The following is a 12,778-nucleotide window of genomic DNA, read 5'->3' on the forward strand; positions in this document are numbered from 1 at the left end:
TGTGACACGCAATAAAAGGTCATAAATCGATGATCGAGCGTTAGAATCGTTCCGAGAGCCCGAACGAAAATACGTCAGGGTGGGACGAAAATGGTGGTTTGCAAGCCCCGAAGCGCAGCGTACGTTGAGTACGTGAGCATCGGAGCGCAGAAAAACGCCATTTGCAGCTCGCCCTGGCCAATTTTCGGCGGTCTCTCCTACAATTCGACCAAATGATCATCTAGCTCATTGACGTCATCGACCCCTCTGGGGAAATGTTCTTCCAAGAGTTGGCCCGCTTTTCCAATGGCTTTCAAAAAACCATCGGCCAATTCATCTCTGTCCGCATGTTCGGTCAGGATCGCGACGATTCCGTTCCATTCATCCTGATGGACTTTTGCATTGATACCCGCATCCGCAACCACCTCCGCGTATCGCTCCGCCAGCGAGACGAAAAGGAGGACACCCGTGCGTTGCGTCGTGAGATGGACGTTTCGTGCCAGAAATTGCTGGATCGCGTTGAGATGCGCCCGCTTGTAGCGGATGCGTCGCGGCACGAGCCACATGGTAATGCCGGGCAAGAGCCACAGGACCAGCACAGCGGCAAGAAAAGCGGCAAGGATAGCGAGGCCAAAGACCGGCAGGGGCAAGGTGAACCAGTACCAGTGCGCCGCCACCGCAACCACGACGGCGGCGAAAAGTATGCCGCAAGCCGCGGTAAATCCTGCCACGTAGAAATAGCTGTCGCTGCGCCGCGCGAGCACCGCATAGATTTCGCCGCTTGTGCGGCTTTCGGCTGCACGTATCGCCTCGGCAATGCGCGCGTGATCGGCTTCATTCATGGACCCTGGACTCATGGCCTACCAACTCCCCGATGCGCCGCCGCCGCCGGACGAACCGCCCCCGCCCGAAAAGCCGCCGCCGCCACCACCCGAAGACCAGCCACCCCCTCCGGATGACCAACCACCACCGCCCGAGGACCATCCGCCACCGCCGCGACCGCCTCTCGAGCCAATGTCAAAGATCATGCCCAGCCACTCATAGCGGCCAGGCGCGATCTTGCGCCCGAAGGACGTAACGACGGCGGGAAGTATGATCCCGCTGAAGAACATGAACAGAAAGATCATGACGAAGATGAGCATCACCCAGTCGACATCGGAGGTCGGCTCCTGAACATTGCGTTTGGCGCGGGCCTCGAGTTCAGCAGCATCACCGGAAAGGACAGCAAGAATGCCATCGACACCTTTCGAGATTCCACCCGAATAATCGCCCGAGCGAAACCCCGGTATGACGGCATTTTCGATGATGAGCTTGGACAAAAGGTCGGTCAGCGTGCCTTCAAGACCATAGCCGACCTCGATGCGCACCTTGCGATCGTTTGGTGCGACGACGAGAAGAACACCATTGTTTTCCTGTTTTTGCCCGAGCGCCCAGGAGCGGTAGAGCCGGTTGGAATAGGGCTCGATCTCCTCGCCATCAAGGCTCGGCACTGTAACCACCACCACCTGATCGGAGGATTTTGCTTCGAACGCCGCCAATTTCTGCGTTATCTGCTCGCGCGTTGCCGCATCGATGACGTTCGCGTCATCGACCACACGACCTGTCAGAGCAGGAAGTTCGGCAGCAAATGCGCTGACTGATAGCAATGCCAGCAGCGCAATGGCCAATAATAATAGGCGATTGAACCCAACCACAGTCTGGCGCAATGCGCTCATGTCTGGAGCCTAGAACTTGACCTGAGGCGTTTGCTTGGCTGAGTCTTCGATGTTGAAGGTCTGGTAGGGTTCATTGCCCGTGTACCAGATCCACTTCCAGATCATGGTCGGCATCGTCCTGAGCGAGGTGTTATAGACCCGCACCGACTCGATATAATCCCGGCGCGATACGGCGATGCGGTTTTCCGTGCCTTCGAGCTGCGATTGCAGTGCGAGGAAGTTCTGGTTGGATTTCAGCTCCGGGTAGTTTTCGACGACAGCCATCAACCGTGACAGTGCTCCGGTCAACTGTGCCTGGTTCTCCTGAAACACCTTCATCGCATTGGGATCGGTGAGGGTTTCCGGCGTTACCTGAATGGAGGTCGCCTTTGCCCGCGCCTCAACCACCGATGTCAGCACGTCCTTTTCCTGTGCGGCATAACCTTTGACAGTCTCGACGAGGTTGGGAATGAGATCGGCCCGCCGCTGATACTGGTTCAACACCTCGCTCCACGCGGCCTTGGCCTTTTCCTCATTGGTCGGAATAGTGTTGAAGCCGCAGGCTGAAAGCAGCGGTACGAGAAGAAACAGGGCAATGATGGAAAAGGCGCGGCGCGGTGTCGGCAGGCAAGTCGAATGTTGCATTGGAATCCTCTCCCCGAGTACAGATTCACCGCTTCAGAACGAAGCACCACAAACCTAGCCATTTTTTTCTGCAAAAGGAACAGCCAAAGCGCTATGCTAAGTTGTTGAACATAAACCGAGTGTCTTCATGCCTGAACACGATGGAAAGCATCAGTCCGATGCGGAATCGAGACGCATTATCGAACGGATCGATCGCGAATCCGCTTCCGGAGGCATATCTATCGTCGAACGGACCAAGGGCCACTTTTCTGCCGGCGATGCGGATCCGGCCGACCCCATAGAAGTCTGGGGCACACGCATCGGCAGGTTTCTGGGATTGCTTGTCTTGATCGCCATGATTATCTGGGTGATCAGTTCTATAGTCGGCAAGGGTTGAGTCGCGCTCGCTCGCTCGCCCGAACTCTCGCACGAGTATTTCCAATGACCAGTTCCGTTGCTCCTTCATCCAATGCTGTCATCGTCATTTCCAGCCATGTCGTGCGGGGTTCAGTCGGCAATCGTGCCGCCGTATTCGCGCTTGAAACGCTCGGCCATCCGGTATGGGCGGTGCCAACCGTCATCTTGCCATGGCATCCCGGTCACGGACCGGCCAAGCGCATAGTGCCGGAACCGCAGCAATTCGACGACCTGATTGCCGATCTCGAGCGCGCTCCCTGGCTTGGCGAGGTCCGCGGCATTATGAGTGGTTACCTCGGCAATGCTGCGCAGGCCGCCAGTGTCGCCCGTCTGGTAGAAACCGCAAAAACCCGCAACAAGGGCGTGCTTTATCTCTGCGATCCTGTCATCGGCGATGAAAAGGGGCTTTACGTTCCGGAGGCGACTGCAAATGCCATCCGCGACGAGTTGATGCCGCTCGCCGATGTTTCGACGCCTAACCGCTTCGAGCTTGCATGGCTGACCGGCGCGGAATTGCCCGACAACAAGGCGGTCATGCAGGCAGCGTTGCACGCAGGGCCCGGTACAATGCTTGTGACCTCCGCGCACCCGATGATTGCTGGCGGCACCGGCAATCTGCTGGTGACGCACTCTCTGGCACTGCTCGCCGAACACCGCCTCGTCGTCGGCCCGACCAATGGCCTTGGCGATCTTACTGCCGCGCTGTTCCTCGCACGCACGCTTGCCGGTCTTGATCTCGAACAGGTGCTGCAACGCACGACGGCCTCGGTTTTCGAGATCATGGCCCGCTCTGCCAAGCGCGGCGCCGATGAACTGATGCTCGAAGCCGACGCATCCAGCCTTTCCACCCCTATGGCGATGACTCAGATGCGGCGGCTGGTTCATCCAAGCAAGGGCATCAGGGCATAGCACATTAGAGCCCGAGCCAAAATTCGTCAGGAGGCGGCGAAAATGGTGGTTCTCGAGCACCGAAGCGCAGCGTACGTTTGGGTACGTGAGCATCGGAGCGCAGAAAAACGCCATTTGCAGCCCGTCATGGCGAATTTTGGCTCGGGCTCTTAGACCAATTGATCTTGTCCCGGTTCCGGATTAGAGGAAAAGAATGACCTTGCTTCCCGAGAAACTTCTCACCGGCTATCGCAACTTCATGGCGCATCGCTATGCCAACGAAACGATGCGCTACAAGCAGCTTGCGGATCAGGGCCAGACGCCCGAAACACTGGTCATCGCCTGCTGCGACTCCCGCTCCGCGCCGGAGATCATCTTCGATACGGCACCCGGCGAGATTTTTGTTCTGCGCAACGTTGCCAACCTCGTACCGCCCTACGCGCCGGACGGCGAATATCACTCCACCTCCGCAGCCCTCGAATTTGCGGTGCAGAGCCTGAAAGTCAAGAATATCGTCGTCCTCGGGCACGGCCGCTGCGGCGGCATAAAGGCGGCGCTCGACACGACGAGTGAGCCGCTGTCCCCTGGCGACTTCATCGGCAAGTGGATGAGCCTCGTCGGCCCCGCAGCCGAAGCGGTTTCCGCCAACGAGCTGATGACCCCATTCGAGCGCCAGACTGCGCTGGAGCGCATATCCATTCGATACTCGCTGAAAAACCTGCGCAGCTTTCCCTGTGTCGATATCCTTGAAAAGAAAGGCCGCCTCACCTTGCATGGCGCCTGGTTCGATATTTCGACCGGTGAACTATGGATCATGAATCCGGAAACCGGTGATTTCCTTCGCCCCGACCCCGAAGAGGTCGGCGAAGCCGCCGCGCTGGAATAGAGGGAGACAAGAGAATGGCGCGGTTGATATTCATGATCCCCGTCATTCTTCTAACGATGTGTCCTGCCGCGGCGGACGATGCGCACAACGCCATCATCGAAAACTGGTATTCTGCGCTCGGTACCGCCGACCGCGCGGTTTTCGACAGAATTCTGGCCGATGACGCAACGGTCATTCTCGAAGACATCGATACGATCCAGACCAAGGATGAATTTCTGGCCAGCCTCGATGAATGGAAGAGCGCTGTGCGTGGCGCCAGGGTGCGCCATCGTATCGGCGGCGTTGAAGGCGATACAACGACCGTTTTCGTCTGCTATCAATTCCCGGCCAACACTACCTACACGCGCGAGATCTTCAACTTTCGCGGCGGCAGGATCATCGAGAGCGCCCAGAGTTCGCTCGGCGAGGCCTGCGAGGGTTTTTGAAATGGAAAGGCCGGCGCAAGCGCCGGCCAGGAAACATCGTCGACGACGAACCGATTATTCGCCGTCGATCTTCGCGCCGATAATGGCAATCGCCTGCTGATAGACGGTGGCAGCGTTCCAGCCTGCAATGGCGCCGTAGTTGGCTTGTCCCGGTTGATAGCCGCCACCTGCGCGCCAGCCATGTCCGACCAGAAAATTCGCTGTCGATGCCAGTGCGTCGGCCTTGGAGCGGACCATGTCGATGCGGCCATTGCCGTCGCCGTCCGCGCCGTAGCGAAGGACATTGAGCGGAAGGAACTGCGTCTGACCGATCTCGCCGTGCATTGCGCCGACGGCATTGGGCGCAAGCGTGCCGTTGTCGACAAGCTTCAATGCGGCATTGAGTTGCTCGCGGAAATACTCCGTGCGACGGCAGTCATAGGCAAGGGTCGCGACGGCTGAAAGCGTATGCTGATTGCCCATATAACTGCCAAAACCGGTTTCCATGCCCCAGATGGCGATCAATGGGCCAGCGGGAACACCGTAACGCTGCTCGATCCGATTAAACAGCGCGGCATTCTGTGCTTTTTGCGCGCGTCCCCGCGAAATGATCGTCTGGGCGCCGCGAACCTGCATGAATTTGTCGAGTGAATATTTGAAACTCTTCTGGTTGCGGTCGGCATTGATCGTCTTGGTAGCATACTTGACGTTGTCCAGAGCGTTGATGCCTCTGCTGCCGATACCCTGCGCCCCGGCCTGCTGCTGGTAGGTCTGGACCCACGACTCGAATCCGGCGGAATTGTTGCCGCATTGAGGGGCAGCCTGCGCCATGCCTGCCGTCATAAGAAGCGCTGTCGCTACAGCCGCAAAAAATCTGCCTTTGGCAACGAATGCCATGAAAATCTCCTCAAAGGTTGAATCGTCGTGCTCCTATCTGCCATTTTTCTGTCGTGCTGTCATCTGCAAGAATCGAGCTATATGGGTTGAAACGGCGCTCATTCTCAGCGTTTCAGGCTGCTATCGGCCTGCACATGCGGCAAATCGCATGTGTCGCCAGCCAATGTCATGACCGGCACGGATACAATCTAGGGTTGTTACTCGTCAATTGTGCCACCGCGCCCGACCTTGAACTAATTGATGAGACCTTTTGAGAGAGTTCCGCTGGAGGCCTTTCACAGTTTCAGCTACGCTTTCACTACATTTTTTGTATATACAATAATTATTGACCAAAGCAGTTTTCATGAGTAGATTTGAGTGGGACGAAGAAAAGGCCAAAGCGAATTTGCGCAAGCATGGCGTCGATTTTGGCGTGACTGAGCGGTTTGAATTCAACACTGCTTTAGAGCAACTGGACGACAGGCATGATTATGAAGAGGAAAGGATTGTGGCTATAGGGTTTATCGGGCCTTCACTCTTTACTCTTGTTTACACAGAACGGCGCGATAAAATCAGGGTAATCTCTTTGCGAAAATCAAAAACGATTGAGATCAAAAAATATGCGAAATCTTATGAATGATCAGCAGCTCGTGGCTCATCGGGCACGGATTAGGGCGGCGCTCGACAGCATCACCCCAGCGGAAGATGCTGCAATTGCGAAAGCAGTATTAGAAGACCCGGACACAGTGCTCATTACCGAATTGACAAAACGCCGCCCCGGTCGTCCGGTTGCCGATACACCAAAAATCCCGGTCTCCATCCGTCTCAGCCCGGATGTACTGGATCATTATCGCTCAAGCGGGCGTGGCTGGCAGGGCCGCATCGACGAGGCATTGCGCAAGTTAATGCAACTCGAAACCCAGGATGAGCGACCCAACGCTGTGACACGCCGGAAAAAGCGCGCCTGACCCCGCGCGTCTTGACTCCACGCCGCATTTCCTGTTTAAGCCGCCCATCAATCCGCGACGAGCTTTGAAACTCCGAGCAGCCAACCGGGGCCCCGCAAGGGTCTAGACGATCCCGGAGGTCAACACCCGACAGCGCGATGCGCCCTCGGGTGTCATTTTGCTTTGAGCTCTTTGCCATGGCGCGGTTGGTACTTATCTTTTGGGGAGCGGGTCTCTGAAGGAATAAAGGAAAACTGGATGTTCGAGAGCTTACAGGAACGACTTGGTTCGATTTTGAACGGCCTCACAGGCCGTGGCGCGCTGTCGGATGCCGATGTCGCGGCGGCCTTGCGCGAAGTGCGCCGGGCCCTGATCGAAGCTGACGTCGCGCTCGATGTCGTCCGTTCGTTTACCGACAAGGTTCGTGCCAAGGCAGTTGGCGCTGATATCGTCAAGAGCATCAAACCCGGCCAGATGGTCGTCAAGATCGTCCATGACGAGCTGATCGACATGCTCGGCGCCGAGGGCGTCACCATTGATCTGAACGCGCCGGCGCCCGTCGTCATCATGATGGTTGGTCTGCAGGGTTCCGGTAAAACCACCACCACCGGCAAGATCGGCAAGCGCCTGACCGAGCGGTCGAGGAAGAAGGTGCTTCTCGCCTCTCTCGATACGCGCCGTCCCGCCGCGCAGGAACAGTTGCGCCAGCTCGGTGTGCAGACCGGCGTCGACACGCTACCAATCATTGCTGGCCAGACACCCGTCGAGATCGCAGCGCGCGCCGTTCAGGCGGCCAAGCTCGGCGGCCATGATGTCGTCATCCTCGATACGGCGGGCCGTACCCATATCGACGAGCCATTGATGATCGAAATGGCCGACATCAAGAAAAAGGCCAATCCGCATGAAATCCTGCTGGTTGCCGATGCGCTGACCGGTCAGGACGCCGTCAATCTTGCGCGGTCCTTCGATGAGCGCGTTGGCATCACCGGTCTCGTTCTTACCCGGATGGATGGCGATGGCCGCGGCGGTGCTGCCCTTTCCATGCGGGCCGTCACCGGCAAGCCGATCAAGCTTATCGCCACCGGCGAAAAGATGGATGCGCTGGAGGAATTCTATCCCCGCCGCATCGCCGATCGCATTCTCGGCATGGGCGACATCGTTTCGCTCGTTGAAAAAGCTGCTGAAAACATCGACGCGGAAAAAGCCGCGGCGATGGCCAAGAAGATGCAGTCCGGCAAGTTCGATCTCAACGATCTCGCTGACCAGATCGGACAGATGCAGAAGATGGGCGGCATGGGCGGCATCATGGGGATGATGCCCGGCATGGGCAAGATGAAGGATCAGATGGCTGCGGCCGGTCTCGATGATTCCATCTTCAAGCGCCAGCTCGCGATCATTTCGTCAATGACCAAGGCGGAGCGCGGCAATCCCGATCTGCTCAAGCACTCGCGCAAGCAGCGTATCGCCAAGGGTTCCGGCACCAATGCCGCCGACATCAACAAGCTTCTCAAGATGCACCGCCAGATGGCGGACATGATGAAGGCGATGGGCGGCAAGGGCAAAGGCGGCATGATGAAACAGATGATGGGCGGCCTTGGCGCGAAAATGGGTCTCGGTGGGCTGGGCGGCATGGGGGGCATGCCTGACCTGTCCAAGATGGATCCGAAGCAGCTTGAAGCCCTGCAGAAACAGGCGGAAGCCGCTGGTTTCGGCAAGGGTGGCGGCTCGCCTGGTGGGCTCGGTGGTCTTCCGGGCGGATTAGGTGGCTTGGGCGGCGGCATGCCGCGTCTGCCCGGCCTTGGTGGCGGTCTTCCCGGACTGCCGAAAAAGAAAGGGTGAATATGTCGTCCTCCTCTCTCCCCAAAGAACTGCTCCAATTGCGCGCTTCCATCGACAATATCGATGCAGCGTTGATCCACATGCTCGCCGAACGTTTCCGCTGCACCAAGGCAGTGGGCGTTTTGAAGGCGAAGAATGGCCTCGCACCCGCTGACCCGGGCCGTGAAAAACTACAGGTCGAACGTCTGCGCTCACTGGCGCTGGATTCAGATCTGGACCCCGATTTTGCCGAGAAGTTCCTGAACTTCATCGTCAAGGAAGTGATCAGGCATCACGAAACAACAGCCGCCAAGGAAAACGGCGCTTAAGCAATTCCAGGAAAAGTGTAATGCGGTTTTCCGTCCGGAATTGCGCACACAAACAACCCAACTACCAAGGAGAATACCAATGCCACTGAAAATCCGTCTGGCCCGTGCAGGGTCGAAGAAGCGCCCTTATTATCACGTCGTCATTGCTGACGTGCGTTCGCCGCGCGATGGCCGTTTCATCGAAAACGTCGGCTCATGGAATCCGATGCTTCCCAAGGATGGCGATCGCGTCAAGCTCGATGCCGACCGCATCAATTACTGGATCGGTCATGGCGCACAGCCAACGGACCGCGTTCTTCGCTTCCTCGATCAGGCCGGTATCGCCAAGCGCGACACCCGCAGCAATCCTGAAAAGGCATTGCCGGGCAAGAAGGCACAGGAACGCGTTGCCATGGCCAAGCAGGCTGAAGAAGATGCAAAGGCCAAGGTCATTGCTGATGCGGAAGCTGCTGCCGCCGCCGCTGAGGCTGAAAAGGCTGCCGCCGCTGAAGCTGCTGCTGCGCCTGCCGAAGAAGCTCCGGCTGAAGAAACTGCAAGCTGATCATCAGCTTCTGCTGTTGACGACGAAACGGGTGGCTTTTGCCGCCCGTTTTTGTTTTTGAGCAAACTTCACAGAACTGCAAAAAAACTGAAACGTTCTCCGCGCAAAGAAGACGCAGCCAGCCACTTTGAATCGGCGCATAATGCTCCCAAGACCCTTTGCGGTTTGGGGTCACGCGTCAGCCAGCCCGGAGAGACCACTATGAGCAGATCGGCTTCGTTCACGCGCCGCAACTTCCTCGTTTCATCGGGAGCCGTTGCACTGACCGCAGCGTCAGGTCTTGCGCTCCCATCCTATTCACGCGCGAATGCGCGACCGGTATTTACGCATGGCGTTCAGTCGGGTGACGTCGACGCGACGACGGGCATGATCTGGACGCGAACCGACAGGCCAGCGCGGGTCAATATCGAAGTTTCCACCACGGAGAGCTTTGCCAACGCCTATTCGTTACCGCCGCTCAATGCCTTCCCGGACAGCGACCTTGCGGTAAAGCAATTGCTCACCGATCTCGTCTCGGACCAGGATATTTTTTACCGCCTGACTGCAGTTGATCTTAGCGACCTCAATGCTGTCTCGGAACCGATTGTAGGCCATTTCAAAACCGCCCCGACAGCAAAGCGCAATATCCGTTTTGCCTGGTCAGGCGATACGGTAGGTCAAGGCTGGGGTATCGACGAGACCGGCATGAAGACCTACGCGACTATCGCCAGCCACACCCCCGATTTCTTCCTGCACTCGGGCGATACGATCTATGCCGACGGTCCTCTGGTGGAAGAAACGACGTTGAAGGACGGGAGCAAGTGGAAAAACCGCATCATCACCGATGAAAAGCGCAAGGTGGCAGAAACGCTGGACGAATATCGGGGCCAGTGGAAATACAACATGCTTGACGATCACGTCCGGGCCCTGAACGCAATCTGCCCGACTTTTCTCCAGTGGGACGACCACGAGGTGCTCAACAACTGGTCTTCCTCCAAGGATCTGACCGCCGACGATCGTTACACTGAAAAGTCCATCGCGCTCCTGTCGGCCCGGGCCGCGCGGGCCTTTCACGAAATGACCCCGATCCGCTACACGCCTGCTGAACCTGGACGCGTTTATCGCAAGATCGCCTATGGCCCGCTGCTTGACGTCTTCTTTCTCGACTTGCGTTCCTATCGCGGCCCGAATGGTCCGGACATGGAAGATACGATCACGCCGGAATCGTCCATTCTTGGCGCAAACCAGGTGCGCTGGCTGAAGCGCGAACTGTTGAATTCCCGCGCGACCTGGAAGGTCATCGCGGCGGACATGCCGCTGGGTCTGGTGGTGTGGGACAATGCGACCGAGAAGAAGGGCGCGGAAGCTGTCGCCAATGGCGACAACGGCCCAGCGAAGGGGCGGGAGCTCGAGATTGCCGATCTGCTGCGCTTCATCAAATCTGCCGGTATCCGCAATACCGTCTGGTTCACGGCGGATGTGCACTACACGGCAGCGCATTACTACAATCCGGACAAGGCGCAGTTCCAGGACTTCGAGCCGTTTTGGGAATTCGTTTCGGGCCCCATTCATGCCGGCACTTTCGGCCCCAACGATCTCGACCAGACCTTCGGGCCGGAACTCAAGTTCATCAAGGCGCCAACACCGGAGCAAGGACAGAACCTGCCACCCTCGGCCGGGCTGCAGTTCTTCGGTCTCGTCGATATCGATGCCGCAAGCGAACAGATGACTGTGAGGCTGATGGATCGTGAGGACGCCGAACTTTACAAGGTAACGCTCGATCCCGTTCGTTCGATCTGATCCGGTGATATCGACGAGTTTGCATCTGAGTTCAGCCTGATGAGGCAGCTGGTGTGATTTTCGAGACCCGGAGCGCAGTGGACATTTGGTCCATGAGCACCGGAAGCGCAGAAAATTGCATCAGATGCCCATCAGGGTGAAGTCAAAGCGTCCCAGGCCGCCATGGCAGCATCGGCGGTCTTCTTCAATTGCTCGAGTGTGGCGCCGTCACGCGCGGTGATCGACATGCCGTGTTGTACAGTCGCATAGAATTCCGCCACCTGCTGGATATCGACAGTCTCGGAGAGTTCGCCTTCGCGCACCGCGCGCTCCAGCCGTTGGCGCAACTGTGTCACGTTGTCGAGGCGGCGCTCCTTCAGCAGCGATGACGGCGTTCCGGGACCCTCGTCGCCGTGCAGCGCGCCCATCACCACCATGCAACCATGCGGCTGGCCTGGATCGGTATGGGAGATGGCTGTCTGCATGAGAAAATCCGCGACCCCCTCCTTTGCAGTCGCCGCTGTCGGCAATGAGTGTTTGATGCGCTGGCCGATCTTGTTCGTATAGAGCTCGACCGCCTCCTTGAACAAGTCCGCCTTGCTGCCGAATGCAGCGTAAAGACTGGGCGCATTGATGTGCATCGCCTGCGTCAGATCCGCCATGGACGCACTGTCATAGCCTTTCTGCCAGAACATGCGCATGGCGCATTCCAGCGCTGTATCGCGGTCGAATGCACGCGGGCGGCCCTTCGGAGACATCACGAATTCCTTTCTGTATCGATTAATACATAAATCACTTGACGCCGCTTCGCAATAGTGACATTGCATTATGTATCGATCATTACAAAAAGGAAAACATGATGTCACGCCTCAAAAATAAAGTCGCTTTCATCACCGGCGGAAGCCGCGGCATGGGTGCCGCAATTGCACTGAAATTGGCCGAGGATGGCGCTGATATCGCCATTACCTATACGAGCGCCGCTTCGAAGGCTGAGGAGACCGTCAAGGCAATCCAGAAGCTGGGCCGTCGCGCCATCGCCATTAAGGCGGACAATCTCGATGCAGCCGCCATCGAGGCCGCAGTCAACGAGACCCACGCCAAATTTGGCAGGCTGGATATTCTCGTCAACAACGCCGGCGTCTACTCGATGGATACCGTCGATGCACTGACGCTTGAGGAGTTCGACCGCGTCATGTCCATCCATGTCCGCGCGAGCTTCGTCGCGGCAAAGGCAGCCGCCGCGCTGATGGGCGCGGGCGGGCGTATCATCAACATCGGCAGCAATCTTGCCGAGATCGTGCCGTTCCCCGGCCTCATTGCCTATTCAACCAGCAAGGCCGCCCTCATAGGACTGACCAAGGCGCTGGCACGTGATCTTGGCCCAAGGGAAATCACGGCCAACATCGTCCATCCCGGCTCGACCGATACGGACATGAATCCCGCCAATGGCGACCACGCTGATGGTCAGCGCGCCCGTATGGCGATTCCAAAATTTGGAGAGGCGAGCGATATCGCCGGTCTCGTAGCGTTCCTGGCCGGAGACGAAGGGCGTTTCATCACCGGCGCATCGCTCACCATCGACGGCGGCGCCAACGCCTGATCTGCATAGCGCAAGGG

At 57.8% G+C, this 12,778-nt stretch carries 16 protein-coding genes; 11 read left to right on the forward strand and 5 right to left on the reverse strand.

Annotation, left to right across the window (positions count from 1 at the left end):
* Nucleotides 1–197 precede the first annotated feature (197 nt).
* The 3 genes from LB462_RS09495 to LB462_RS09505 are packed head-to-tail and all read right to left on the reverse strand — an operon-like array spanning nucleotide 198 to nucleotide 2,318.
* Nucleotides 198–836 carry a TPM domain-containing protein gene (locus LB462_RS09495; protein ID WP_224507292.1) on the reverse strand — a complete coding sequence of 213 codons (639 nt, stop codon included), beginning with the start codon at nucleotides 834–836 and terminating at the stop codon, nucleotides 198–200.
* A 3-nt stretch (nucleotides 837–839) separates the two neighbouring features.
* On the reverse strand, nucleotides 840–1,694 hold the full coding sequence (locus LB462_RS09500) for a TPM domain-containing protein (protein WP_224507294.1): 855 nt from the start codon (nucleotides 1,692–1,694) through the stop codon (nucleotides 840–842).
* Between the two features lie 9 nt (nucleotides 1,695–1,703).
* Nucleotides 1,704–2,318, reverse strand: coding sequence for a LemA family protein (locus LB462_RS09505; RefSeq protein WP_224507296.1), 615 nt, complete (start codon nucleotides 2,316–2,318; stop codon nucleotides 1,704–1,706).
* 127 nt (nucleotides 2,319–2,445) lie between these two features.
* Here LB462_RS09505 and LB462_RS09510 point away from each other — a divergent pair, with 127 nt between their 5' ends.
* The 4 genes from LB462_RS09510 to LB462_RS09525 all read left to right on the forward strand — a co-directional run bounded on the left by LB462_RS09510 (nucleotide 2,446) and on the right by LB462_RS09525 (nucleotide 4,913).
* The gene (locus tag LB462_RS09510; protein WP_224507298.1) at nucleotides 2,446–2,694 is read left to right on the forward strand and encodes a hypothetical protein; all 249 of its coding nucleotides are present in this window, start codon (nucleotides 2,446–2,448) and stop codon (nucleotides 2,692–2,694) included.
* Between the two features lie 44 nt (nucleotides 2,695–2,738).
* Complete coding sequence (pdxY, locus tag LB462_RS09515) at nucleotides 2,739–3,623, forward strand: pyridoxal kinase PdxY (protein WP_224507299.1); 885 nt, start codon at nucleotides 2,739–2,741, stop codon at nucleotides 3,621–3,623.
* Between the two features lie 193 nt (nucleotides 3,624–3,816).
* Nucleotides 3,817–4,488 (forward strand): carbonic anhydrase, encoded by a 672-nt coding sequence (locus LB462_RS09520; RefSeq protein WP_224507301.1) that lies wholly within the window; start codon nucleotides 3,817–3,819, stop codon nucleotides 4,486–4,488.
* Nucleotides 4,489–4,502: 14 nt separating this feature from the next.
* Nucleotides 4,503–4,913 (forward strand): DUF4440 domain-containing protein, encoded by a 411-nt coding sequence (locus LB462_RS09525; protein WP_224507303.1) that lies wholly within the window; start codon nucleotides 4,503–4,505, stop codon nucleotides 4,911–4,913.
* 54 nt (nucleotides 4,914–4,967) lie between these two features.
* On the opposite strand, the gene LB462_RS09530 is transcribed toward LB462_RS09525, so the two are convergent.
* Nucleotides 4,968–5,789, reverse strand: a complete 822-nt coding sequence (locus LB462_RS09530) for a lytic murein transglycosylase (protein ID WP_224507305.1) — start codon at nucleotides 5,787–5,789, stop codon at nucleotides 4,968–4,970.
* Nucleotides 5,790–6,132: 343 nt separating this feature from the next.
* Between LB462_RS09530 and LB462_RS09535 the strand changes: the two genes are divergently transcribed.
* The 6 genes from LB462_RS09535 (at nucleotide 6,133) to LB462_RS09560 (ending at nucleotide 11,182) form a co-directional block, all read left to right on the forward strand.
* On the forward strand, nucleotides 6,133–6,408 hold the full coding sequence (locus LB462_RS09535; RefSeq protein WP_224507308.1) for a BrnT family toxin: 276 nt from the start codon (nucleotides 6,133–6,135) through the stop codon (nucleotides 6,406–6,408).
* Nucleotides 6,401–6,736 (forward strand): BrnA antitoxin family protein, encoded by a 336-nt coding sequence (locus LB462_RS09540; protein ID WP_224507310.1) that lies wholly within the window; start codon nucleotides 6,401–6,403, stop codon nucleotides 6,734–6,736. The genes LB462_RS09535 and LB462_RS09540 overlap by 8 nt, the downstream gene beginning before the upstream one ends.
* A 237-nt stretch (nucleotides 6,737–6,973) precedes the next feature.
* Nucleotides 6,974–8,554 carry a signal recognition particle protein gene (gene ffh / locus LB462_RS09545; RefSeq protein WP_224507311.1) on the forward strand — a complete coding sequence of 527 codons (1,581 nt, stop codon included), beginning with the start codon at nucleotides 6,974–6,976 and terminating at the stop codon, nucleotides 8,552–8,554.
* A gap of 2 nt (nucleotides 8,555–8,556) precedes the next feature.
* On the forward strand, nucleotides 8,557–8,862 hold the full coding sequence (locus tag LB462_RS09550; protein WP_112525166.1) for a chorismate mutase: 306 nt from the start codon (nucleotides 8,557–8,559) through the stop codon (nucleotides 8,860–8,862).
* Nucleotides 8,863–8,941: 79 nt separating this feature from the next.
* A complete protein-coding gene (rpsP, locus tag LB462_RS09555; RefSeq protein WP_224507313.1) occupies nucleotides 8,942–9,403 on the forward strand; it encodes a 30S ribosomal protein S16 in 462 nt (153 codons plus the stop codon).
* 201 nt (nucleotides 9,404–9,604) lie between these two features.
* Nucleotides 9,605–11,182, forward strand: coding sequence for an alkaline phosphatase D family protein (locus LB462_RS09560; RefSeq protein ID WP_224507315.1), 1,578 nt, complete (start codon nucleotides 9,605–9,607; stop codon nucleotides 11,180–11,182).
* A gap of 131 nt (nucleotides 11,183–11,313) precedes the next feature.
* Here the strand turns inward: LB462_RS09560 and LB462_RS09565 are convergent, their stop codons facing one another.
* Nucleotides 11,314–11,919, reverse strand: a complete 606-nt coding sequence (locus tag LB462_RS09565; protein WP_224507317.1) for a TetR/AcrR family transcriptional regulator — start codon at nucleotides 11,917–11,919, stop codon at nucleotides 11,314–11,316.
* Nucleotides 11,920–12,020: 101 nt separating this feature from the next.
* Here LB462_RS09565 and LB462_RS09570 point away from each other — a divergent pair, with 101 nt between their 5' ends.
* The gene (locus tag LB462_RS09570; protein WP_370637109.1) at nucleotides 12,021–12,761 is read left to right on the forward strand and encodes an SDR family oxidoreductase; all 741 of its coding nucleotides are present in this window, start codon (nucleotides 12,021–12,023) and stop codon (nucleotides 12,759–12,761) included.
* Nucleotides 12,762–12,778: the final 17 nt, after the last annotated feature.

It is taken from the genome of Phyllobacterium chamaecytisi, from assembly GCF_020164455.1.
Lineage (GTDB): Bacteria > Pseudomonadota > Alphaproteobacteria > Rhizobiales > Rhizobiaceae > Phyllobacterium > Phyllobacterium chamaecytisi.

Excerpts from the sequence above, each read along its gene's own strand:
- LB462_RS09495 (WP_224507292.1), bottom strand. The coding sequence starts at position 836 with ATGAGTCCAGGGTCCATGAATGAAGCCGATCACGCGCGCATTGCCGAG.
- LB462_RS09500 (WP_224507294.1), bottom strand. The coding sequence starts at position 1,694 with ATGAGCGCATTGCGCCAGACTGTGGTTGGGTTCAATCGCCTATTATTA.
- LB462_RS09505 (WP_224507296.1), bottom strand. The coding sequence starts at position 2,318 with ATGCAACATTCGACTTGCCTGCCGACACCGCGCCGCGCCTTTTCCATC.
- LB462_RS09510 (WP_224507298.1), top strand. The coding sequence starts at position 2,446 with ATGCCTGAACACGATGGAAAGCATCAGTCCGATGCGGAATCGAGACGC.
- pdxY (WP_224507299.1), top strand. The coding sequence starts at position 2,739 with ATGACCAGTTCCGTTGCTCCTTCATCCAATGCTGTCATCGTCATTTCC.
- LB462_RS09520 (WP_224507301.1), top strand. The coding sequence starts at position 3,817 with ATGACCTTGCTTCCCGAGAAACTTCTCACCGGCTATCGCAACTTCATG.
- LB462_RS09525 (WP_224507303.1), top strand. The coding sequence starts at position 4,503 with ATGGCGCGGTTGATATTCATGATCCCCGTCATTCTTCTAACGATGTGT.
- LB462_RS09530 (WP_224507305.1), bottom strand. The coding sequence starts at position 5,789 with ATGGCATTCGTTGCCAAAGGCAGATTTTTTGCGGCTGTAGCGACAGCG.
- LB462_RS09535 (WP_224507308.1), top strand. The coding sequence starts at position 6,133 with ATGAGTAGATTTGAGTGGGACGAAGAAAAGGCCAAAGCGAATTTGCGC.
- LB462_RS09540 (WP_224507310.1), top strand. The coding sequence starts at position 6,401 with ATGAATGATCAGCAGCTCGTGGCTCATCGGGCACGGATTAGGGCGGCG.
- ffh (WP_224507311.1), top strand. The coding sequence starts at position 6,974 with ATGTTCGAGAGCTTACAGGAACGACTTGGTTCGATTTTGAACGGCCTC.
- LB462_RS09550 (WP_112525166.1), top strand. The coding sequence starts at position 8,557 with ATGTCGTCCTCCTCTCTCCCCAAAGAACTGCTCCAATTGCGCGCTTCC.
- rpsP (WP_224507313.1), top strand. The coding sequence starts at position 8,942 with ATGCCACTGAAAATCCGTCTGGCCCGTGCAGGGTCGAAGAAGCGCCCT.
- LB462_RS09560 (WP_224507315.1), top strand. The coding sequence starts at position 9,605 with ATGAGCAGATCGGCTTCGTTCACGCGCCGCAACTTCCTCGTTTCATCG.
- LB462_RS09565 (WP_224507317.1), bottom strand. The coding sequence starts at position 11,919 with ATGTCTCCGAAGGGCCGCCCGCGTGCATTCGACCGCGATACAGCGCTG.
- LB462_RS09570 (WP_370637109.1), top strand. The coding sequence starts at position 12,021 with ATGTCACGCCTCAAAAATAAAGTCGCTTTCATCACCGGCGGAAGCCGC.